The sequence below is a fragment of the Mesorhizobium sp. LEGMi-168a genome, assembly GCF_058312955.1.
Genome location: NZ_JBZEGV010000018.1, coordinates 1 through 20,692, shown reverse-complemented (window position 1 = coordinate 20,692; position 20,692 = coordinate 1). Strand labels below are relative to the sequence as shown.

The window sequence follows — 20,692 nt, the reverse complement described above, 5'->3', positions numbered from 1 at the left end:
CCGGCCTCGACTCGACCGTCGGCTCACTGCGTCTTGGCGATTCTCGCTGCATATGTGCGCGCGACCGTGGCCGCCAGGCTGGCGGCCTGCTCGGCCAGCGGATTTGAGGGGTTGGAGGCATAGGAGGCGGTGAACTGCAAATCGGATGGATGCCATTCGCAGTCGACGATCCGCAGTTTGCCGCTAGCGGTGTAGTCGCGGATGACCTCCCTGGGGAGGGAGGCAATGCCAATTCCATTGAGGGTCATCTTGATCGAGGCAGCCAGCGAACTGGCCGGGAATATACGAGGCGCCTCCTCAAACTCGCTGTTCAGCTTGTGGTAAAGTTCGCTGTAGGGTCGCGTGGTTCGCGCGTAGCTTATAATTGGAAACTGCATCAGGTCGCCCAGCGTCAACCTGCTCCGATCGGGCAATTCCAGGCACGGGGAGCAGACCCAGACGAGCGGGAATGAAGGCATCTCGATGTTCTCGATGCTGTATTCGAGGACTGGGCCCATCAGCACCGCCAGGTCGAGCCGGTGTGACATGAGTTCGCCGCGAAGGGTCGTCGTTGCATCGACGACAATATCGGCGTCGACAAGTGGATGGCTCGCCTGCAGTTCTTTCAGGAAATCCGGAAGCCAGGTGTGCACGATCGTTTCAGCCACCCCAAGCCTCAGCACACCTGTCGTCTCTGAGGGTTCGGACAGAGAGTTGGCCATGATCTGCAGCCGCTCCGCCACGTGCAGGACCCGTTGCGCTGAAGGCAGCAGCCTTTGGCCTTCGGCCGTCAGCTTGACCGTGCTGCTGTGGCGCTCGAACAGCTTGGCGCCCAGCGCTTTCTCAAGCCCGGCGATTCGAGTGGACACAGCCGGCTGCGTGGTGTTCAGGCGCTCCGCTGCTTTCCGAAAGCTTCCGAAGGTCGCCACCAGGAGAAAGGTTTCGATCTGCTTGATGTTGAAAGGTATCACGGCGGTCATTCACTCATCTCAGGCAGCGGGGCGCATCGAGCGGCTAGTGTCGGACAATGATCTGGGCGCCGATCTTTACCCGGTCATATAGATCGATAACGTCCTCATTGGTCATGCGGATGCAACCGGAGGAGTTCGCCTGTCCGACAGTCCATGGCTGGTTGGTGCCGTGGACGCGATAAAGCGATCTGCCGATGTACAGCGCCCGCGCGCCCAGCGGGTTGTTCGGCCCTCCCTCAACACGCGCAGGCAGCAAGCGGCCCTTCGACGCTTCCCTGGATCGCATTTCGGCAGGTGGCCGCCAATCGGGCCAGCTCTTCTTGCTCGAGATCGTGTCGCGGCCGGACCACTCCAGTCCCTCCTTGCCAACGCCCACCGCGTATCGCAGCGCTTTGCCACCTCCGAGGATGTAGTAGAGGCGCCGCTCAGCGGTGTTGATCACGATCGACCCCTTTGGCTCAGCTTCGCTGAAATTCACGATCTCCCTGGGCGCTGGCGACCATCCGGACTGATCTTCTCCCTCTGGAGCCTGGTCCGGAGCAGAGGGGGAGACCAGCACGTTTCTGGTCTGATCGTATGTCCAGCTTCTTGGATCATAGCCGCTGTTCGATTGCGCCTGCGCCGGAACCGTGGCGGCGATCAAACCAGCGGCAAGCAGGATCGACAGACGCAAGCCTACAAAGTCCCCGCTTCCTGAGAAACTGACGGAGTTCGCGAGGGCCACCGAGACCAATCCCTTCCTGCGTCGATATTACGAACCGGTGATCACGGACCGGTGATCGATTTGTTGCGCGCACCATATCGGTTTCTGAATCGTTCGCAACATTTGGAACCGAGCATGTTCATCCGATCCAATTGGACTTCCAATTTTCCAATACGCGCGATAGAGTGGAACAGGCGGGCAAACCATGAAGCGGGCGATGCGGTCTTGCGCATGCGCTTGCGATAGGACCAATGTTGACGGGACGCGGTACCTGCCATGTGGATCTTTTATCGGGAGCCAAGGCGGCCTTAGCCATTGGTTGCCTTGCCGCGATCCTTACGTTTGGCCACGCGTTGCAGGCGAACGCCGCTGAACCGCGCTGGCCTGGCGGCCCGTACAGATACATCACGGTCGATCAATCGGTGGCGGACGCGCTGGTCGAGCTTGGCCGCAACATGCACACGCCTATGCGGGTCAGCAAGCTTGTCAAAGGGCGCCTGAGCGCTGGCATGCCGGTAGGAACGGCGCGCGAGTTTCTGGACGAGATCTGCAATCGATACGGCTTGGTCTGGCACTTTGACGGTATCGTCATGAACGTCGCGACCGAAGCCGAGGTCCAGACGGAGATGATCCCGCTTGATGCCAACACAGCGGCGCATGCGCAGGAACGGCTTTCGCGGCTGGGCGTCATCGATCCAAGGTTTCCGGTAAAGGTTTCCAGGGAAGACGACGTCGTTTCGGTGTCGGGACCGCCATCCTATGTCGAGATCGTCCGCAAGACGCTCGGCGTTGCCGCTGCGCCGAGCGCGAAGCCGGACTCCGGCAAGGTCACTTCGGTCCGCGTTTTCCGCGGAAAGCAGGCGGAGGCGCAGAATGTTCCCTCCGACAAGACGAATTAGGCAAGCGGAGGAGCAGGTTCATGCAAATCGCACCGATTGGAGCCCTGGAAGCCACGCTTGCCAATTTGACCACCAGCGTGGCCTCGCAGCAGCAGATCGCCGCCGGCGCGACGGCGCAGCCTGACAGCCGAATGGTCGGCGCCGGTGAGGAAAAACACGATGCCGCCAAGGCCGGTGCGCCTGAGCGCGGCGATGCCACTGCGCCGGCAGGCCAACAGGTGGCGCAGGCATCCTCCGGCGCCAATCCCGCAATGGCCGGGCAATCCGCCAAATCGGACAAGACCGAGCCGATCGTCGAACGCAAGCTCTTCGACTATCTGGCCGAGGTGGAGAAGTCGGGAGGCGGAACGTTCAGGGATCCAGCGGCGCTGTTCGGCTCTGCGGTGCAGTCGTTGGAAGGCACGATGCAACAGGTCCAGAAGGCCCTTGGCCAGGCGAACGCCCCGGGAAACGCCGCCGCGACGCAGGATGCCGAGAGCAAGACGGCTCCTTCAGCCAAGGAAAGCGAGGACGCGCCGGCAAAGAACGCCGAGCAACTCCTTGAACGATCCATTTCGGTGATGTGGGCGGCCGCCAATCTCGAGGTCGTGACGAGCAGCGTGACCGCGGTGACATCGTCCACCAGCACGCTGATCAAGCAGCAGTAGAACGCGACGGGGTATTCGTGCATGCAATAGTCCCGCCGCGGCGGTCAACGCTCCTCGATCGATGCGGCGCCCGGTGCCGCGTGGCGGTCGTAATCTTTGGCATGCTTGCGCTGCAGGCCTGCTCGGAGGAGCTGTATTCCAACCTCGACCAGCGGCAGGCCAATGAGGTCGTCGCCACGCTGGTGCGCCATGGGATACCGGCCCAGCGCGAAGCCGGCAAGGACGGCAAGATGACGGTTTTCGTCGAGAAGAACCGCTTTGCCGAAGCCGTGGCGATTCTCGATGAGAGCGGATTGCCCAAGCAGGAATTCCAGACACTGGGCGAGGTGTTCAAACGAGACGGGCTTGTCTCCTCGCCGGTGGAAGAGCGGGCGACGATGATCTATGGCCTGAGCCAGGAATTGTCGCAGACGATCTCGGATATCGACGGCGTGCTGTCCGCGCGCGTTCACCTCGTCCTGCCTGAAAATGATCCTCTGAGACAGCAGTTGGTGCCGTCGTCCGCCTCGGTCTTCATCCGGCATCGCGCATCGGTTTCGATGAACGAGCTGATCCCGCAGGTCAAGATGCTGGTGGCCAAAGGCGTCGCGGGACTGACCTATGACAACGTCTCCGTGACCCTCATTCCGGTTGCCGCGCCCCCCGCCGAGCAGGAAACCGTTGAAGCGGGCTTCACCACGTTCCTCGGCCTTTGGATGCATCCGGACAGCGTCGCAGCGGCGATGTGGCTGTTCTACGGCATGGCGGCGGCCATACTCGCGCTGGCTGCTCGCCTGGCTTACGTCCAGTGGTACCGACGGCCTGGAGTCTATGCGCTCGACGCGGTTGCAACGCCGGCGAGGAAGACATGATCCAGACCGATCCGAAGCAAGCCGCCAGCCCGGAATGGCAAGCCTTCCTGTGCGATCCCGCAGGCTACACGGACGCCGCCCGGCTCGCGGAATGCTTTGGTGGCGCGATCGGCGAGGCTGCGTGTGAGCGAATGCGTCAGTCACGGCGCCTGCAAGAGCGGCTGTCGATGCTTCTCCTCGATCATTACGGGCTTTCCTGCGCGGCCGACGAGCCGGCCGACGAAGTGGATCGGACGATCGCCTTGTTGTCGAGCGAAGAGTTGGAGGAACTTGCGCTTCGCTCGGGCGCAATCTATCGGGCCGACAGCATTGCCGCCGTCATTGATGGACGCGAAGCGGCAGCCCTGCAAGCGGCTCTCGGCGCGGATATCTGCTCCTTTGCAGTCGCCAACCGCGACTTGGCCGGGCCCGTCCAGTCTCTGGAGCCTCTGGAAGAGGTCTACGACAGCGTCCATGCCGACGGCTTGAGCTGCCTCGGCGCCTGGTGTCAGGCGATGCCCCGCGATACGAGCATGCGCGTTCGCCTCAAGCTGATGCCGCATGAACTCGTCGACCAGACGCCGGCTGCACCATTTGCCGAAGTTGGTCCGGCGATCATTCGGCGAGCGATGCGATAGACAGATGGTCGGACCGGACAACGCGATCAATGATATATCCAGGCGCCCTCGCGCCCGCATTCTGCGCGCTGCCGAGGCACGCGCATGGCTGGACGGATATGCCTTCCTCGACGAAGCCAGGCGTGATGCGCAGCAGATGCGCGAGGCGGCTCGGCGAGCCTATGCGGCCGAATATGCGCAGGGCTATGACGACGGCAAGGCGCAAGGCGACGCCGATGCCGCGCGTTTGGTGAGCGAGACTGCGATCAAGGTGGATCGTTATCTCGCCGGGCTGGACGCCGAGGTCATAGGTCTGGCCGTCGATGTCGTCAGGCGGATGCTGGGGGAATTTGACGTCAGCATGCTTGTCGCCAAGGCGGCCGGGCAAGCGACCGCTGAAATTCGCCGCGCCAAATATCTGAAGGTGCGCGTCCATCCCGGTTCCGTTGGCAGGGTTCGCGATGAGCTGCACGCGGTCCTGCGCGCGGGCGATCTCGGCATGACGGTCGAGATCGAGGGGGATGACACGCTTGCGGCAGAAGCGTGCATTCTCTCTACTGACATTGCCGTCATCGATGCCAGTATAGGCGCGCAACTCGATGCCATCGCCGCCGCGCTCCTGTCAAAGGCCGGGGCGCCGGCATGACGCGCCCCGCCGCCGACACAGAGAGCCGGCTCGCATCCATCATTCCTGGGCTGCGCTCAGGCTTGCGCGACGATGCCAGCCGGCCCCGCAGGGGACGTGTGCGACGGGTAACCGGTACCGTCATCCACGCGACGGTGGAAGAGGTGCGGATCGGCGAGATATGCGACCTCCTGGACCCCAGGACAGGCAAGGCAACCAAGGCTGAAGTCGTCGGCCTCATGGACGAGATGGCGATCCTGGTTCCGCTGGGCGATCTGACGGGTCTTTCAAGCCTGACCGAGGTGGTTGCGACCGGGAAGGACCAGTCGGTACCAGTCGGGCCTGGGCTTCTCGGTCGCGTGATCAGCGCGCTCGGCGAGCCATTGGACGGCAGGCCGCTTCCTCCGGATGGCATTGCCGGCAGCTACCCGGTCAATGCCTATCCGCCGTCGCCGCTCGAACGCAGCTTGATTTCCGAGCCAATCCAACTCGGGATTCGCGCCCTCGATGGACTGCTCACCTGCGCGCGCGGGCAGCGCGTCGGCATCTTCGGCGAACCAGGCGTCGGCAAGTCGGTTCTGCTTTCCGACATTGTCACCGGCACCGACGCGGACGTCGCCGTGGTGGCTCTCGTCGGTGAACGCGGGCGCGAAGTGCGCGAGTTCATCCAGCATCAGCTTGGGCCGGAAGGGCTGGCGCGCGCAGTCATCGTCGTCGCGACCTCCGACCGGCCCGCCATCGAGCGCGTCAAGGCGGCCTATGTGGCGACCAGCATTGCCGAATATTTTCGCGACCAGGGCAAGCACGTCCTGTTGGCAATGGACAACATAACGCGGTTCGCCCGTGCTCAGCGCGAGATCGGTCTCGCTTCAGGCGAGCCGCCGACGCGCCGCGGCTTTCCCTCCTCGCTGTTTGCGGTCCTGCCGCGCCTGCTCGAGCGCTCGGGGCCCGGTCACATAGGTTCCGTCACCAGCCTCTACAGCGTCCTTCTGGAGGGCGACGGCACGCTGGACCCGGTCGCCGAGGAAATCCAGGCGCTTCTCGACGGCCACGTCTTTCTGTCGAACGAACTTGCGCAGCGCAATCATTTCCCGGCCATCGACGTGCTGCGCAGCCGGAGCCGTCTGATGGACACGGTGGTGCCGCCCGGGCACCGGTCCGACGCCGGCCGCATGCGCGAGTTGCTCGCCCGCTACGCCGACATCGAGCTGCTGTTGCGCGTCGGCGAATACGAAAAGGGCAGCGATGCGGTTGCGGACGAGGCGGTTGCGAAGATCGACACCATCAATGCCTTCCTGCGTCAGGCATCCGCCACGCACGAGACCATCGAGAAGACACGCCAACGCATGCGGGAGATCGTCAATGAAAGACCGTGACGTGATCGCTCGATTGCGCGACCTCCGGCGCCACCGTGAAGAACGGGCACAGGAAGCGGTCATCAAAAGGCACGGTGCCGCGCAGCGGGCGATCGGGGAGTCTCGAAAGGCGGCGGCCGCCGTTGCGGAGCATCTTCAAACGACAGCCGAGGCCGAGGACGCAGCGTTCGGTTCGCTCGTTGGACATTCAGTGAATGCCACCAGACTTTCTCAGCTCCAGGGGCGGTTCGAGGTCGCCGCCAGGGAAACCGAGCAATTGCGGGAAAGCGAGAGGCAGACAGGCATAGCCGAGCAGCGACGCAAAGTGGAGTTGTCGGCGGCCCGTGAGGATCATCGCAAGTCCATGAAAGCCGTGACGAAGCTGGACCGGCTGTTGCAACATCTGATCAAACGCGGCGCACGTCGCGGCCTCGCGCTGGCCGAGCTCGCAGAGGAAGAGGAGCGCGCCGTAACGCGCATCTCTCCACAACAATAGCCCAAACCGTGATCGTGAGCGTGGCGGTGTGATGCCTCAATCCTTGGCGCTGGCAAGGAAGAAAGCGCGGGGAAATCCCGTGAAACGCAGGGCCATGGGGTCGCACCTTGGCGAGCGGTTGACATTGGCATCCGTCGCCGCGGCGGAGGTTGGCGCGTTGAACGCCTTCTATCGCCGCCGTGCGCCCACGCAGATCACGATCGCGGGCAGAACCATGGCGATCGCGGCCGTGTGGCCGGCGCCTAACGCTGCCGAACCGCGGCAGTGCACGATTGCGTTCACCGTCGGCGACGCAGCAGGGAAATTGCGCCTGCCGCTTTCCATTGTCGAACGGGGTCTCGCAATGGCGGACGAGCTGGTCGACATGGGGCGGCTAGCACCCGCTCACGCCGCGCTGCTGTTGGAGTCCGTTCTCGAAGAGGACTTTCAATGGATCGAGGGTCAGCTGGGCGAGGGGATATCGGTCACATCGATCGAGCGCGGAGACACCGTTTCCGATGAAACCTCATATGCTTTCGTCCTGACCGGCGAGGGCGAGTCGACAGACTGCGTTCTGAACACAAAGAGTGCTGGGCTTGCGATGCGGATCGGCCGCGCGCTCGACGAGATCGGGAAAGCCAAGGCGCGGGTTCCGGCCGCTTTCCCGCTCCCGGTCAGCCTCCGGCGCGGTGCGCTGATGATCGGCCTTGGCGAGCTTCAAAGCCTGCGGCCCGACGACGTGATTCTTTTCGATGACGCGGAGGAAGAAGGCGTGGCGGCTTTGGTCATCGCCGAGCGCCTCTTTGCCCCGGTCAGCTTGACTGCCGATGGGCCACGGCTGCTGGCCGCGCCAGCCGCAATTGCAGGATCGAAATGGGAGTGGACCATGAACCAAAGCACACCGCCGCCAGCCGGCCAGACGTTGGAGGAGTCGACGCTCGACGAGTTGCCGGTTGCGCTTGCCTTCGAGATCGGCCGCACGACAATGCCCGTGGGGGAGGTAAGGCAGCTGGCGCCCGGCGCTATCGTTCCTCTCGCCGATGTAACGAAGCCGGCGGTCGATATTTTGGCCAACGGCAAACGCGTCGGCCGGGGGGAAATCGTGCGCATTGGCGAAAGCCTGGGCGTCAGGATCGAGCGCATGTTCGATAATGCTTGACAATTCGCCCAATCTCCTCGGGATCCTGATTGCGGTCGGCTTCGTCGGGCTGTTACCGCTGGCCGTGGTTACGATGACCGGTTTCCTGAAAATCTCGGTCGTGCTTTTCCTCGTCCGCAACGCGCTCGGCGTCCAGCAGATGCCGCCCAATCTGGTGCTCTACGGCATCGCGCTCGTGCTCACCGTCTACGTCACGACACCGTTGCTGAGCGAGATGTCGAGCCGACTTCAGGAGGGGCAGGTTCAGTTCCAGACGACGGACGACCTCGCCAGGGCGGCGCAACTGGTCAGGGAACCATTGCAGCAGCACCTGATCAAATTCACCCAGCCGGAAGAGCGGCAGTTCTTTCTTGACGGGACCAACCGCTTGTGGCCGGAGCAGGCACGCCAGAATCTCAGAGACGACGATCTCTCGATCCTTGTTCCCGCTTTTGTCGCCTCGGAACTCAAGCGAGCGTTCGAGATCGGCTTTCTGCTCTACCTTCCTTTCCTCATCATCGACATCGTTGTTGCGAACGTCCTGATGACGCTCGGCATGATCATGGTCTCGCCCGTGCTCATCTCGATCCCGCTGAAACTGTTCCTTTTCGTCGCCATCGATGGCTGGTCGCGGCTGATGCACGGCCTGATCCTGAGTTACGGCTGACGCCGCCCGAGGCCCTGAATGGACAACGACTTCATCGCGGCGAAAGTCCAAAGCGCGCTTCTGACGGTGCTGTTCGCGTCAAGCCCGGCAATCATTGCGGCTCTGGCAGTGGGCATTCTCGTCGGACTTGCGCAGGCGCTGACGCAAATTCAGGACCAGTCGTTGCCGCAGACGATAAAGCTCGTGGTGATTCTCCTTGTCATCATCGTATTCGGCCCGCTGCTTGGCCAGCAAATCGCACAGCAGGCCTCGACGGTGCTGGACGAATTCCCCGTCGTCACGCGTTGAGGACCGCGGATGGCGGTCGAACCACTCTTCGCGTCGGTCAAGGAGCTTCAGTTCTATCTGTTGGCGGCAGCTTTCGCGCTCGCGCGCATGACCGGATTTATGCTGCTGATGCCGCTCTTTTCGCGTGTGCCGCTGCCTGGGCTGCTGCGCAACGGCGTTGCCCTGGCGCTGGCGGTTCCGGTCTTTCCGATGATCGTGAGCAAGCTGACAAATGCTGACATCGCGACCGCGATGACTGCAGTCTACATCCTGAAGGAGGTGGTGGTCGGGGTGACGCTCGGGCTGGCGATGGGCATACCCTTCTGGGCTGCCGAGGCTGCTGGCGATATCCTGGACCTTCAGCGCGGTTCCACGATGGGGACGCTGATCGATCCGATGATGACCCATGAGACCAGTGCCACCGGCACCCTGCTCGCCGTCATCATGGTTACAATCTACCTTGCCGCCGGGGGCCTGCAGCTTTCCCTGACCAGTCTTTACGACAGCTATGGTCTCTGGCCAATCGATCAGCTTCTGCCGGTATTCAGCAAGGACGCTGCTGCGATATTCCTCGGGTTGCTGAACCGCATTCTGGTCATGGCGCTGACCATGGTCTTCCCGCTCATCATCAGCATGCTGCTGTCCGACATCGTGCTCGCCTTCCTGGCGCGGGCCTCGCCGCACCTCAATGTTTTTGCGCTGTCGCTGGTCGTGAAAACAGCCGTGTTCAGCCTCGTGTTCGTCCTCTATTCGAGTTTTTTGCTCTTCTATATGAACCGGGACCTCGGCTTCCTGCGCGAGGCGGCTCGACAAATAGAAGCGATCGGCTGCCGCGCCTGCCAATAAAAGTGAGAAGATTAGATTATTAGAATATAAGCCAATCTTGGCTGACTAATAAATGCATTTTATCGCGCTGGAAAGATTATCATAATTTGACAAGCGGCCAAACTGCCAACGATCTTACGCCTTCCCGACGTGCCTCTGAAAAGTGCATATCCATCGGACACCATGCCTCGCCAGACCATTTCACCAATCTACGAGGATTTGCGAAGAGTCGACGCGAACAAGCTGCGCAGACTTGTCAGAACGGGCGTCTATGAGGGTCATACGGGCGGGCTTGCGCGCGGCAAGCTCCAGGTCAACGTCGTGATACTGCCCCGCAGCTTTGCCAGTGATTTCCACCAGTTCTGCGTCCGCAACCCAAAACCCTGTCCACTGGTGGGCCTGAGCCGAGCCGGCAGTCCATTGATCCCGGCGCTGGGCGATATCGATATCCGCACCGATGCCCCCCAATACAACATCTATCGCTTCGGGGAATTGACCGGTCAGAAGACGGACATCATCGACCTATGGCAGGATGATTTCGCGGCTTTCGCGTTCGGGAGCTCGCTTACCGTCGAGGCTGCGTTGGCCGAAAAGGGCGTAAAACTTCGCCGCATCGGTTGCGGCAAGGCGTTGCCCAAATTCCGAACCAGGGTCGAGACTTGCCGCGTCGGCCCGTTTGGTGGCGCGATGGTCGTCTCGATGCGTGCCGTAAGACGCTGCGACGTCGACAAGGTTCGCGCGCTCACGGCACGCTTCCGGCATGCCCACGGCTCTCCCGTCCATGTCGGAGAGCCTTCGATCCTCGGAATTAACGATATGATGGCTCCAGACTGGGGCGATGCGGCCGATCTGATGGGCGGGGAGGTTCCTGTGTTCTGGGCTAGCAGCATAACCGCCCAGGAAGCCCTTGCTCGCGCAGAGCTGGCGATCTCGATCACCGTATCGCCAGGTCACATGCTGATTACGGACGTGGACGCACGAGCTCTCCATGGGTGAAAGCGCGCCCGACATGGTCTTGGGGCCGTATGCGTCACGGCATGGCGTGAGAATGAGTTGCTGACAGATTGTTACACAGATAGGAGCTGTTTCAGCTGCGGAGCACTGGCCGAAGCCGCCTAAGTCATTGAAATAAAATAATTATTAGAAACATTGCTGGCGGAGGGAGCGTCTTTCGATTCTCCCCTTATATCATTGAAAACATTGCTCTTTTCTCTTCACTTGTTACGCAGTTCGTTACACGGCTGCCAAAATTAAAAGGCGGACCAAGCCAGAGTTGAAGTTGGGCGATCGACGACTTCAGAGCGTCCGCATTCTCAAGGGCCGCTCTGATTAACGGCTCCAAACGAGTTCAATCACGACAGCTTCGCGCCTCATGCACGAACCCGCTTCGCGGGAGGGGCGCCTCGTTCTGAGATGGCGCGACAGGCATTGGTCTTGAGCGGGTAGAAGCTGCGATCCGACCATGGAGTTCCTTCAACGAGAGGAACTTGCCATGGATACCCTGTCGACCGATGCACCGATTTCGCCGCTTCGCCAGCGCATGCAGCAAGACATGCTGATGCGGGGCCTAGGCTCCCATACCCAGCAGGACTACGTTCGTCACGTCCGGCGCTTCGCAGCCTTCCTCCGACGCTCTCCCGATACTGCGACGCCCAAGGACATCCGCCGCTTCCAATTGTATCAGCATGAGAACGGCGTCGGGCCTGCGACCATCAACGGCGCGGTCTCGGCGTTGCGGTTCCTGTTCCTGGTGACGCTGAAGCGGCGGGATCTGGCCCGTGTGCTGGTGATCATGCGCTATCCACGCAAGCTGCCGGACGTGCTGAGCGTGGACGAAGCTGTGCCGCAGCCCTTGGCGGGCATGTCGAGGCTTGCGAGGACTGCGGCCAGTGGCGCATCGCCTACAACAGCTGCCGCAACCGGCACTGTCCGAAGTGCCAGGGCGCGGCGGCGCGGACCTGGCTTGCCGAGCGGGAAGCCGACCTGCTGCCGGTCGGCTACTTCCATGTCGTGTTCACGCTGCCGGCCGAGGTCGCCGACATCGCCTTCCAGAACAAGGCGATGGTCTACGACCTGCTGTTGCGCGCGGCATCGGAGACGATGGTGACGATAGCAGCGGACGCCCAGCATCTCGGTGCACGCATCGGCATCACCGCCGTGCTCCACACATGGGGCTCGGCAATGACGCACCATCCCCATGTCCACATGATCGTGCCGGGCGGTGGCATCGCGCTCGACGGGAAGCGCTGGGTCTCCTCGCGCCCGACCTTCCTGCTTCCGGTGCGCGTGCTCGGCAAGCTGTTCCGCCGTCTGTTCCTCACCCGGCTGCTCACGCTGCACGACGCTGGGCGGCTCGCCTTCTTCGGATCGATAGCGCACCTCGCCGAGCGACGGGCCTTCCTACGCCACCTCGCTCCCGTCAGGAAGAAGCGCTGGGTGGTCTACGCCAAGCCGCCCTTCGCCGGGCCGGAGGCGGTGCTCGCCTATCTGTCGCGCTATACCCACCGGGTCGCGATCTCGAACCGCCGCCTGATCGCCTTCGACGAGGCTAGCGTCACCTTCCGCTACAAGAACTATCGCCGCGACGGCACCGACCGCCAGCAGGTCATGACGCTCGCCACAGACGAGTTCATCCGCCGCTTCCTGCTCCATGTCCTGCCGCGCGGCTTCCATCGCATCCGCCACTACGGCCTGCTCGCAGGCGGCTCTCGCAAGGACTGCCTCGCGCTCGCCCGCCACCTGCTCGCGGCCGCGCCTCCCGTCACGAACGATCCTGCGACGGAACCGGACGACTTCCGCCCGCCGTGCCCGTGCTGCGGCGGGCGTATGATCGTCATCGAGGTGTTCGAACGGTGCAGGCAGCCACGCGGCCCGCCGAGCCAAACAGCAACAAACCGGGAGAACACTCCATGACCCGGCATGGCCCGCTTCCTCGCACGACCGCGCCACGTCGGCGCGGCTCAATGGGAAGGTATGCGCGCATCGCTATGGCGCCGGTCGTCAGGCACGTGAAGCCCGTCGGTATCACCGCAAGAAGCTCTCCGATCTGGCCCAGAAGCCGCATGCTCGACCAGCCACCAGCGCTCTATGCAGACGTCCGCGACAGACGCTGGCACACCCCGAAACACAAATCCCCATAGCTCACCGCCTGCTGCCCGCGGGTTCCTGCATGAGAGGCTTTCGTACGCCTGACGGCACCCGAAACCCTTCAGCATGTCGGCCGTAAAGGCAAACCTTACCTCCGCCGGAAAGCAGACATAGGGATGACGATGCTGCCGGTCGTGGTCGCGCCAAAACAGGTGCCAGAAAGCGTGAGCGTCACATAACTCTCGTGACGATCTTTGATCGCTTTGACGATTTTGGCGCCGTTCACCTGAATGCCCGAGCGCTGGTGGTGCTCAAGAGGAAACATTCGCCGAGCGCTGCCAGTGCACGACTTGTGAGGCGACCCGTTACGAGCGCCCCGGCTATCAACTGGTCTTCAAAGGACCCGCCCGGTTTTCGGCGACCCACCGTGCAGCCAGCACCAGGGCGCCCATACTGAAATCCTTGCCATGCTTGGCCACCATCTCTTGCGACAACTTGGCAAGGCGTTCGAAAAATTCGTCCTTGCTCTTTTCTTCGGCTGTCAGTTCGGTCTGCATTCCATCCTCCTGCTTCATGCGGTTCATTTCGGCTATTTGAAAAGCATTGCCGGGAAGGTGACGATCGCAGCGGTACCATCCACCATGCCCACAGCTAGGTGCTGTCCATCGCCGGACCAGGTCAGCGCTGTGATCGCGCTGCCGGAAAACTTCACGACGAGCTCCTCACGCGACCCGATCTGGGCAACCGTGATCCGGCCATTGGCGTAGCCTGCGGCGATAAGGTTTCTCACCGGATGCGCCGCCATTGTTTCAACAGGAACAGGTGCTGCACGACCCGTTTCCAGCGCGCCGGAAGCTGCGTGCTCAAATGGCGGGGCAGCCATTGACCAGCCAGCAATACGGAAGGCGCCCGATGCAAACAGCGTGTTTTCTTGCGCACTCCAGCACACCGTGCGCACGGGCGAGGGAAAGCCGCCGACCACGCCCGACCGGCCATCTGGCAGGTGCATCAGGCCGAAGCCTCCTGTTTCAAGCCCGCAGGCCAGCCATGAGCCGTCGTAGCTCCAGCGGATGGAAGCCGGGCGTGAGGGAGTTGAAAATTCGTTTATCAGCTCGGGACCGCCGTCGACCTCCCAGATCGACAGTCCATTGCCGGAATCGAACGCGAGCCGTTTCGCGTCCGGCGAGAAAGCGATTGCATGCGTCGATGAGGACGCCGCCTGCTGCAGCCTTGCCACTTCATCGTTGGCGCGCGACAGGAAGACATCATGTCCATCGCTGACGGCTGTCATGGCTTTCAGGGCACTATGGGCGATAGCGAGGATCGGTCCGTCGATCTTGATCGGCGTTGGCGCCATCTCGCCGTCGGGTGCCAAATGCGTAGCTTCCCCGCCACTCGTGCTGACGAGGAAGCCGGAACTCCGATAAGCGACGATTGGGACGTCGCCGTCCCCAAGCGATGCGGAGGTGATCAAGGGTGCCGGCGGCCTCTCGCGGGGCCGGATCGTCGTCTGTCCGAGATCGCCGCTGACCCTGATCCTTGACTCCGGCGGTTCCTGATCCGCCACTTGGCCGATTGCCACGGATCCGTCCACGGACGTGAATGCGACGGCGGAGCCATCGATGCTGAAGCACGCATCGGCAATCGCGGCCGGACGGCGCCAGCTTCGCGCCAGCAGGTCGAACAGCGCCAAATTCTGCATCGTTTGCTGGTTCACGGCTTGTCTCCCTTAATGTCGCTCGTTGCTTTGGCAATTGCGCGGTCGACATCCGCGACCTTGTCCTCGATCGCCGCAATGCGGTCCTCGCTCTCGATGCATACCATGCCTCATGGCCTCGGCACTCTGTTCAGAGTCATGCAAATCCTGCACCAGTTCAGCCCTGCCGCCGTGCTTCCCGATTTCGAGCTGCAGGCGCAGCACCTCCATCTCGATACCGGAGAGCTTTTGATTGAGCCGCTGTGCTTCGGCGGTGAGCGCCGAGACATCGACAACGATAGCCAATCGTTGAGCGACCAGCGCGGCCAGTCCTGCGTCGTGTCTCGTGCTGCGGCTCATCGCTTTTTCTCTGTTGGTTTTTCGAACGCGGACAGCAATGCTGGGAGACCATCAACCTGTGTTCGGAACTGCTTTTCGGCGGTTTCGATATGGCTCTTGAGTTGATCCCATATGTCGACGCGGATCATGGACGTGGTGTCGCCGGTGAGATGCTCGATCTCGGCGATGCGAAACTGGCGCGACAGCGAAACCCCGGAAAACACGAAGTCGCGCAGCAGGATCGCGTGGCTCTCGATGAACAGATGGATCATCGGATGCGTCTCCGCGGTAACGCCGCTGGCGGTAAGTTCGGCCCCGATGAAATCCTGGAAATGGCTTTGTAAACGGTGCTGGCTCTCACCCATGAAACGCATGACAAAAACCAGGTCGCGCGGCATCAGCCTGACGAGCTCGGTGGTGACGTCGTCCGGCTGGTTGGGCCGGGGAAGGCTTGGGCTGTCATTGTCGCTCGGCATCGTCTTTCTCGGCATTGCCTCCCGCCCGAGATCGATCGTCAAATAATGTATGAAATGGCTGAAATGAATAGGCGCAGGTTATTTTATTTATATCGCAGTCGCTAAGAGTATATATTGCAACGCACAAGAGACGTACAAATATTACATGTGTAATATACAACTGTAAAATATCGTTACAGTCGTTCGGGAATTTGCTGACCAAACCAGTAACGACCTCCGCCAAAGGCTGCCCAGGGGCTCAAAATTCAAACTGGCACGGCGCTTGCTTTACTATTGGCATAAGAAGCCCATCGCGTTCCGACGCGGTGCCAAAAGAACGAAGGACCGGAGGAAGCCGCAGCACACGCGCTTCGATACGCCCATCGCAAGATGCGACTGGGGTGTCGCAGTGCCCCGCCGCCCACCTCGAGAACCTTTGCCGCGATCCACTTGAATGGCTGGACCTTGTGTCGCGCCCGAAGGCGCAACCCTTTGTCATGCCGTTCGCAAACTCACTGGCGGCGTTGTGTGCCGTCTCATGCCCTGGATCGAGGGATCCATGGCTTAACCTAGTGGAGGCTTATGACGATGTCGTCGTTGACACTTAACAAGATTACCTCGCAGCGCGGTATTTCCGTGGGCGAGGCGACCAAGAAGATTTCCGACCTCGGTTGGAACCCGACCTATGTCCAGGAAGCGATGACGTTTCCGACCGACTACAAGATCGCCAAGGCGCCGCGCGATCCGATGAAGCAGGTGCTGCGCTCCTATTTCCCCATGCAGGAGGAAAAGGACAATCGCGTCTACGGCGCGCTCGATGCCGCTCTTCGCGGCGATATGTTCCGCAATGTCGAGCCGCGCTGGGTGGAGTGGATGAAGCTCTTCCTCGCCATCATTCCGTTCCCGGAAATTTCCGCCGCCCGCTCGATGGCGATGGTGGCGCGCCTGGCGCCCGGCGAGGACCTCAGGACCGGCTTCACGATGCAGATGGTCGACGAGTTCCGTCACTCGACCATCCAGATGAATCTGAAGAAGTGGTACATGGAGAACTACATCGACCCGGCAGGGTTCGATATCACCGAGGAAGCCTTCGGCAAGTGCTACGCGACCACGATCGGCCGCCAGTTCGGTGAAGGCTTCATCACCGGTGACACGATGACGGCCGCGTGCATGTATCTGACCGTCGTCGCCGAAACGGCGTTCACCAACACGCTCTTCGTCGCCATGCCCTCAGAAGCTGCCCGCAACGGCGATTACGCGCTGCCGACGGTCTTCCTGTCGGTGCAGTCCGACGAGAGCCGCCACATCGGCAACGGCCACTCGCTGCTGATGGCCGCGCTGAAGGAGCCGGAGAACCATCTCCTGCTTGAGCGCGACCTGCGCTACGCCTTCTGGCAGAACCACGCCATCGTCGACGCCGCCATCGGCACTTTCATCGAATACGGCACCACCAACCGCGACAAGAACAAGGAGTCTTACGCGGAGATGTGGCACCGCTGGATCTATGAGGACTACTACCGCACCTACATGCTGCCGCTCGAGAAATACGGCATCAAGGTTCACCACGACGACGTCCAGGCGGCTTGGGAGCGCATCACCAAGAAGAACTATGTCCACAAGGTCGGCCAGTTCTTCGCGGTCGGCTGGCCGGTCAACTTCTGGCGCATCGAAGCCCAGACCGACAAGGACTTCGAATGGTTCGAGCACAAATATCCGGGCTGGTACGCCGAGTTCGGCGACTTCTGGAAATGGTACGCCAAGCTCAGCCACAAGGGTGAGAAGGTGCTGCTGTTCAACAGCGATGTCGGCTACGTCTATCCGCACCGCTGCTGGTCGTGCCTGGTGCCTTGCCTGATCCGCGAGGACATCGTGGTCGACGAGATCGACGGCGAATTGCACACCTTCGCCCACGAGCTCGACCGCTGGACCGCCGTCGAAGCCTTTGCCGACGAATACCAGGGCCGTCCGACGCCCGCGATGGGCCGCTTTAGCGGCAAGCGCGAGTGGGAGACGCTCTATGACGGCTGGGACCTCGCCGACGCGATCAAGGACCTCAACTTTGTCCGTTCCGACGGCAAGACCCTGATCCCGCAGCCGCACCTGCGCTTCGGCGCCGACGATCAGTGGACGCTCGACGACGTGCGCGGCAACGTGCTGGGCTCGCCGCTCAAGGCGCTCCGCGCCATGTCGCCGGCCGATCGGGAAAAGCACCTCGCCGAGTATCGCGCGGGCTTCACCATTACTCCGTTCAATTGACGGTCTTGCGGGCCGGCTACCGCCGGCCCGCGTTCCGCTAGGTGGTCGACATGACACGTGCCCGTTTCACCTTGCCCATAGCCATCGCGGCTTGGGCTGCAATTGCCGCAACCGTCTTCACCGTCACAGGCGCTCATGCACCTGCCGACGACTGGAGGAAAGTAACGGCCGGCTACAAGGGCTCGCTCGGCCAGAAACCAAGAGCACCAGTGAAGATACTGGCTATCGGGAGGCTTATCTAAATGAGTGACGCTCACACAGTGCGCCTGGAGCCGGTCGGCGTCGAGTTCGAGGTCGAAAACGGCGAAACGGTCCTGAACGCGGCTTTCCGCCAGGGCATCGCGCTGCCGCATGGCTGCAAGGAAGGGCAGTGCTCGGCCTGCAAATGCGTGCTGCTCGAAGGCGAGGTCGACATGTTGAAATACTCGACCTTCGCGCTCAACGACATGGAGAAAGAGAGCGGCCACGTCCTGTTGTGCCGGTCGATCGCCTATTCCGACATGCAGGTCGAGCTCCTCAACTACGACGAGGAGGTACTGGCGAAATCAATCGCGGTGAAGACGTTCAAGGGCCGGATCTCGAAGGTCGAGCATCTGACCCACGACATCCGCGGCATCGAGATCGAGCTCGGCTCGCCGATAAAATTCTGGGCTGGCCAATATGTCGACATCACAGTCACCACGCAAAAAGGGGAGACGATTACGCGCTCGTTCTCCATGGCAAATACGCCGGACGAAACCCAAAAACTCTCTTTCATCATCAAGAAATACCCAGAAGGAAAGTTCTCCGGAGAGCTCGACTCGGGAGGAATCCGCGTCGGAGCCGAGGTCACCGTCGTCGGACCCTATGGAACCTGTTTCCGCCGCGAAGAACGGCAAGGTCCCCTGATCCTGGTCGGCGCCGGCTCCGGCATGTCGCCGGTATGGTCGATCCTCAACGATCACCTGAAGAGCGGCGAGAAGCGGGACATCTATTTCTTCTACGGCGCGCGCACGCCGGGCGACCTGTTCTATCTCGACAGGATAGCCGAGCTCGCCGGCCGCCACCCGGAGCTGAACTTCATCCCGGTCCTGTCGCACGTCAACGGCGAGGCCTGGGACGGCGAGCGCGGCTTCGTGCACCAGAGCGTAGACGCCAAGCTCAAGCAGCTCGCGGTCGACGGGCAGGGCGACGTCTACGCATGCGGTCCGCCGCCAATGATCGATGCGCTGCAGCCGGTGCTGTTCATGAACGGCTTCGAGACCGAACGCATCTTCTTCGACAGGTTCACCACATCGTCCAACGCCACCCCGGCCCATTGAGGCGGGCCGGAGCCGACGACATCAGAGCAACTGCAACAAAGGGAGTGAAGACAATGGTAGCGACGTCGAGTTCAGTAGGATCGGGAGCCGCGGGAGCCGCGATCTTCGCCGATTCGGATAGCCGCAAGTATCGGTACTTCGATCCGAAAGGTCAGCGCGCCACACATTACGAGGATGTCACGGTCGACGTGCAGCCTGACCCCGAGCGCTACCTGATCCAGGACTGGATCATCAACTTCTCGAACGGCAAGGGCGCCTACGTCAAGGACAACACGGCCGCCAGAAGCTCGAACTGGCATGCGTTCCGAGCCCCTGACCAGGAATGGGAGCGCACGCACTATCAGCGCCAGTCGAAGATCGAGACGATGGTGCAGAGCGTCATCACCAATGCCCGTCGGGCCGGCGCTCCGAAGACGTTCGACAAGGTCTGGGCCAAGCTACTGCAGGCACATCTCGGGGCATGGAAGCACGCCGAGTTCGGCCTCGGCACGTCGCTCATGCAGGCGCAGCGCTACGGCTACACGCAGATGATCAACAATGCGACGTTGACCAACTCCTCCTACAAGCTTCGGCTCGCCCAGGACATTACGCTCTACCTCGCCGAGATCGGCATGGACATCGCCGGCTGGGACGACGAGCTCGGCAAGAAGCACTGGCTCGAGGACGGCGTGTGGCAGGGCACCCGCGAGGCGGTCGAGAACATCATGGGCACGACCGACTATCTCGAGCAGTACTTCGCCATCAACATCGTGTTCGAGCCGCTGGTCGGCGAATTGTTCCGCTCCGGCTTCCTCATGCAGGCGGCGGCAGCCAACCACGACTTCATTACGCCGCCGGTGATTTCGGCGGCGGAAGCCGACTACGAGCGCAATCTCGCCAATACCATCGACCTGATCTACCTGCTCGCCCACGACGAGAAGCACGGGGCGGCCAACAGGAAGCTCTTCCAGGGCTGGGTGAACAAGCATGGCGCGCTCGCCGACAAGGCGGCCACCGGCCTTCAGCCGATCTGGTCGATGCCGCATTCCAAGCCGGTCGCCTTCACCGACGTTCGCACCCAATCCGAGGAACGGATCGGCAAGATACTCGGCGAACTCGGCCTGAAGCGCTGAACAGGGGAGAAAACATCATGTCAGTAGCAGCACGCGACGCCTCGCAGTCCAACATTTTCAAGTCGATGAAGGACATCACTTTCGAGCAGACGATTTCGCACCAGTGCGGCGTCACCATGAACGACTCGGTCGAGGCCCGCGCCATCGCCGAATTCATGGGCAAGAAGCCGGGGGTCATCGTCACCTATCAGCCGGCCATGATCCGCATCGACGGCAACGGCAAGCTGATCTTCAAGATGGACGAGATCAGCGAATATCTCGGCCGCGAGATGACAGCGGAGATCTTCGAGGTCAACACCTCCACCCACTACGGCCGCATGGTGCGCATCGACGACAACACCGTGATCCTGTTCGGCAACATGGACGAGGTCTTCGAATACATCTGAGCAAGCCCCGGCGCGCAGCCAGGACGCACCGCGCCGGCCCCCACAACACGACGATTTCGGCC

General features: G+C 61.7%; 23 protein-coding genes and 2 pseudogenes. 19 read left to right on the top strand and 6 right to left on the bottom strand.

Annotated features, from left to right (window positions below; genetic code table 11):
• Positions 1-23: 23 nt before the first annotated feature.
• Together AC4FWB_RS21910 and AC4FWB_RS21905 are read right to left on the bottom strand one after the other, a co-directional pair.
• On the bottom strand, positions 24-959 hold the full coding sequence (locus tag AC4FWB_RS21910; RefSeq protein ID WP_491028333.1) for a LysR family transcriptional regulator: 936 nt from the start codon (positions 957-959) through the stop codon (positions 24-26).
• A 34-nt stretch (positions 960-993) separates the two neighbouring features.
• Complete coding sequence (locus AC4FWB_RS21905) at positions 994-1,623, bottom strand: L,D-transpeptidase (protein WP_491028332.1); 630 nt, start codon at positions 1,621-1,623, stop codon at positions 994-996.
• A gap of 281 nt (positions 1,624-1,904) precedes the next feature.
• On the opposite strand from AC4FWB_RS21905, the gene AC4FWB_RS21900 reads away from it, so the two are divergent.
• The 14 genes and pseudogenes from AC4FWB_RS21900 to AC4FWB_RS21835 all read left to right on the top strand — a co-directional run.
• Positions 1,905-2,552, top strand: a complete 648-nt coding sequence (locus tag AC4FWB_RS21900; RefSeq protein WP_491028331.1) for a type III secretion protein — start codon at positions 1,905-1,907, stop codon at positions 2,550-2,552.
• A 20-nt stretch (positions 2,553-2,572) separates the two neighbouring features.
• Positions 2,573-3,199 (top strand): hypothetical protein, encoded by a 627-nt coding sequence (locus AC4FWB_RS21895; protein WP_491028330.1) that lies wholly within the window; start codon positions 2,573-2,575, stop codon positions 3,197-3,199.
• An 80-nt stretch (positions 3,200-3,279) separates the two neighbouring features.
• Positions 3,280-4,050: a type III secretion system inner membrane ring lipoprotein SctJ gene (sctJ, locus tag AC4FWB_RS21890; protein ID WP_491028329.1), complete on the top strand. Its 771-nt coding sequence runs from the start codon at positions 3,280-3,282 to the stop codon at positions 4,048-4,050.
• Entirely contained in the window at positions 4,047-4,667 is a 621-nt protein-coding gene (locus AC4FWB_RS21885; protein WP_491028328.1) for a SctK family type III secretion system sorting platform protein, read from the top strand. Before sctJ ends, AC4FWB_RS21885 begins: the two co-directional genes overlap by 4 nt.
• A 4-nt stretch (positions 4,668-4,671) precedes the next feature.
• Entirely contained in the window at positions 4,672-5,292 is a 621-nt protein-coding gene (gene sctL, locus AC4FWB_RS21880; protein ID WP_491028327.1) for a type III secretion system stator protein SctL, read from the top strand.
• Entirely contained in the window at positions 5,289-6,647 is a 1,359-nt protein-coding gene (locus tag AC4FWB_RS21875) for a FliI/YscN family ATPase (protein WP_491028326.1), read from the top strand. Before sctL ends, AC4FWB_RS21875 begins: the two co-directional genes overlap by 4 nt.
• The gene (locus tag AC4FWB_RS21870) at positions 6,634-7,122 is read left to right on the top strand and encodes a hypothetical protein (protein WP_491028325.1); all 489 of its coding nucleotides are present in this window, start codon (positions 6,634-6,636) and stop codon (positions 7,120-7,122) included. Before AC4FWB_RS21875 ends, AC4FWB_RS21870 begins: the two co-directional genes overlap by 14 nt.
• A 79-nt stretch (positions 7,123-7,201) precedes the next feature.
• Complete coding sequence (gene sctQ, locus AC4FWB_RS21865) at positions 7,202-8,260, top strand: type III secretion system cytoplasmic ring protein SctQ (RefSeq protein WP_491028324.1); 1,059 nt, start codon at positions 7,202-7,204, stop codon at positions 8,258-8,260.
• The gene (gene sctR / locus AC4FWB_RS21860; protein ID WP_320229837.1) at positions 8,253-8,906 is read left to right on the top strand and encodes a type III secretion system export apparatus subunit SctR; all 654 of its coding nucleotides are present in this window, start codon (positions 8,253-8,255) and stop codon (positions 8,904-8,906) included. Before sctQ ends, sctR begins: the two co-directional genes overlap by 8 nt.
• Positions 8,907-8,924: 18 nt before the next feature.
• A complete protein-coding gene (locus tag AC4FWB_RS21855; protein ID WP_491028323.1) occupies positions 8,925-9,194 on the top strand; it encodes an EscS/YscS/HrcS family type III secretion system export apparatus protein in 270 nt (89 codons plus the stop codon).
• A gap of 9 nt (positions 9,195-9,203) precedes the next feature.
• Complete coding sequence (sctT, locus tag AC4FWB_RS21850) at positions 9,204-10,019, top strand: type III secretion system export apparatus subunit SctT (RefSeq protein WP_491028322.1); 816 nt, start codon at positions 9,204-9,206, stop codon at positions 10,017-10,019.
• 162 nt (positions 10,020-10,181) lie between these two features.
• Positions 10,182-10,994 carry a D-glutamate cyclase family protein gene (locus tag AC4FWB_RS21845; protein WP_491028321.1) on the top strand — a complete coding sequence of 271 codons (813 nt, stop codon included), beginning with the start codon at positions 10,182-10,184 and terminating at the stop codon, positions 10,992-10,994.
• Between the two features lie 466 nt (positions 10,995-11,460).
• Positions 11,461-11,733 (top strand): annotated as a pseudogene (locus AC4FWB_RS21840) (phage integrase N-terminal SAM-like domain-containing protein); the annotation flags it as partial.
• A gap of 110 nt (positions 11,734-11,843) precedes the next feature.
• Positions 11,844-12,911: pseudogene (locus AC4FWB_RS21835) on the top strand (IS91 family transposase); the annotation flags it as partial.
• Between the two features lie 557 nt (positions 12,912-13,468).
• Here the strand turns inward: AC4FWB_RS21835 and AC4FWB_RS21830 are convergent.
• Genes AC4FWB_RS21830 through AC4FWB_RS21815 form a run of 4 tightly spaced genes read right to left on the bottom strand, consistent with a single transcriptional unit; the run spans position 13,469 to position 15,596 of the window.
• Entirely contained in the window at positions 13,469-13,642 is a 174-nt protein-coding gene (locus AC4FWB_RS21830; RefSeq protein ID WP_491028320.1) for a hypothetical protein, read from the bottom strand.
• A 32-nt stretch (positions 13,643-13,674) separates the two neighbouring features.
• Positions 13,675-14,802 (bottom strand): WD40 repeat domain-containing protein, encoded by a 1,128-nt coding sequence (locus tag AC4FWB_RS21825; RefSeq protein WP_491028319.1) that lies wholly within the window; start codon positions 14,800-14,802, stop codon positions 13,675-13,677.
• A gap of 12 nt (positions 14,803-14,814) precedes the next feature.
• The gene (locus tag AC4FWB_RS21820) at positions 14,815-15,141 is read right to left on the bottom strand and encodes a hypothetical protein (RefSeq protein ID WP_491028318.1); all 327 of its coding nucleotides are present in this window, start codon (positions 15,139-15,141) and stop codon (positions 14,815-14,817) included.
• A complete protein-coding gene (locus AC4FWB_RS21815; protein ID WP_491028317.1) occupies positions 15,138-15,596 on the bottom strand; it encodes a hypothetical protein in 459 nt (152 codons plus the stop codon). Before AC4FWB_RS21815 ends, AC4FWB_RS21820 begins: the two co-directional genes overlap by 4 nt.
• Before the next feature lie 561 nt (positions 15,597-16,157).
• On the opposite strand from AC4FWB_RS21815, the gene AC4FWB_RS21810 reads away from it, so the two are divergent.
• From AC4FWB_RS21810 to AC4FWB_RS21790, 5 genes are read left to right on the top strand one after another with little or no spacing between them, the layout of a single operon-like run.
• Positions 16,158-17,831, top strand: coding sequence for an aromatic/alkene/methane monooxygenase hydroxylase/oxygenase subunit alpha (locus tag AC4FWB_RS21810; RefSeq protein WP_210201452.1), 1,674 nt, complete (start codon positions 16,158-16,160; stop codon positions 17,829-17,831).
• A 50-nt stretch (positions 17,832-17,881) separates the two neighbouring features.
• Positions 17,882-18,073 carry a hypothetical protein gene (locus AC4FWB_RS21805; protein WP_491028316.1) on the top strand — a complete coding sequence of 64 codons (192 nt, stop codon included), beginning with the start codon at positions 17,882-17,884 and terminating at the stop codon, positions 18,071-18,073.
• Positions 18,074-19,132: an NADH:ubiquinone reductase (Na(+)-transporting) subunit F gene (locus tag AC4FWB_RS21800; RefSeq protein ID WP_491028315.1), complete on the top strand. Its 1,059-nt coding sequence runs from the start codon at positions 18,074-18,076 to the stop codon at positions 19,130-19,132. It begins immediately after the preceding gene.
• Positions 19,133-19,185: 53 nt separating this feature from the next.
• A complete protein-coding gene (locus AC4FWB_RS21795) occupies positions 19,186-20,244 on the top strand; it encodes an aromatic/alkene monooxygenase hydroxylase subunit beta (protein WP_491028314.1) in 1,059 nt (352 codons plus the stop codon).
• A gap of 17 nt (positions 20,245-20,261) precedes the next feature.
• Positions 20,262-20,630 carry an MmoB/DmpM family protein gene (locus tag AC4FWB_RS21790; protein WP_040968968.1) on the top strand — a complete coding sequence of 123 codons (369 nt, stop codon included), beginning with the start codon at positions 20,262-20,264 and terminating at the stop codon, positions 20,628-20,630.
• Positions 20,631-20,692: the final 62 nt, after the last annotated feature.

Coding starts and splice junctions, on each gene's coding strand:
- AC4FWB_RS21910 (WP_491028333.1), bottom strand. CDS start 959: ATGACCGCCGTGATACCTTTCAACATCAAGCAGATCGAAACCTTTCTC.
- AC4FWB_RS21900 (WP_491028331.1), top strand. CDS start 1,905: ATGTTGACGGGACGCGGTACCTGCCATGTGGATCTTTTATCGGGAGCC.
- AC4FWB_RS21895 (WP_491028330.1), top strand. CDS start 2,573: ATGCAAATCGCACCGATTGGAGCCCTGGAAGCCACGCTTGCCAATTTG.
- AC4FWB_RS21885 (WP_491028328.1), top strand. CDS start 4,047: ATGATCCAGACCGATCCGAAGCAAGCCGCCAGCCCGGAATGGCAAGCC.
- sctL (WP_491028327.1), top strand. CDS start 4,672: ATGGTCGGACCGGACAACGCGATCAATGATATATCCAGGCGCCCTCGC.
- AC4FWB_RS21875 (WP_491028326.1), top strand. CDS start 5,289: ATGACGCGCCCCGCCGCCGACACAGAGAGCCGGCTCGCATCCATCATT.
- AC4FWB_RS21870 (WP_491028325.1), top strand. CDS start 6,634: ATGAAAGACCGTGACGTGATCGCTCGATTGCGCGACCTCCGGCGCCAC.
- sctR (WP_320229837.1), top strand. CDS start 8,253: ATGCTTGACAATTCGCCCAATCTCCTCGGGATCCTGATTGCGGTCGGC.
- AC4FWB_RS21855 (WP_491028323.1), top strand. CDS start 8,925: ATGGACAACGACTTCATCGCGGCGAAAGTCCAAAGCGCGCTTCTGACG.
- sctT (WP_491028322.1), top strand. CDS start 9,204: ATGGCGGTCGAACCACTCTTCGCGTCGGTCAAGGAGCTTCAGTTCTAT.
- AC4FWB_RS21845 (WP_491028321.1), top strand. CDS start 10,182: ATGCCTCGCCAGACCATTTCACCAATCTACGAGGATTTGCGAAGAGTC.
- AC4FWB_RS21830 (WP_491028320.1), bottom strand. CDS start 13,642: ATGCAGACCGAACTGACAGCCGAAGAAAAGAGCAAGGACGAATTTTTC.
- AC4FWB_RS21820 (WP_491028318.1), bottom strand. CDS start 15,141: ATGAGCCGCAGCACGAGACACGACGCAGGACTGGCCGCGCTGGTCGCT.
- AC4FWB_RS21815 (WP_491028317.1), bottom strand. CDS start 15,596: ATGCCGAGCGACAATGACAGCCCAAGCCTTCCCCGGCCCAACCAGCCG.
- AC4FWB_RS21810 (WP_210201452.1), top strand. CDS start 16,158: ATGACGATGTCGTCGTTGACACTTAACAAGATTACCTCGCAGCGCGGT.
- AC4FWB_RS21805 (WP_491028316.1), top strand. CDS start 17,882: ATGACACGTGCCCGTTTCACCTTGCCCATAGCCATCGCGGCTTGGGCT.
- AC4FWB_RS21800 (WP_491028315.1), top strand. CDS start 18,074: ATGAGTGACGCTCACACAGTGCGCCTGGAGCCGGTCGGCGTCGAGTTC.
- AC4FWB_RS21795 (WP_491028314.1), top strand. CDS start 19,186: ATGGTAGCGACGTCGAGTTCAGTAGGATCGGGAGCCGCGGGAGCCGCG.
- AC4FWB_RS21790 (WP_040968968.1), top strand. CDS start 20,262: ATGTCAGTAGCAGCACGCGACGCCTCGCAGTCCAACATTTTCAAGTCG.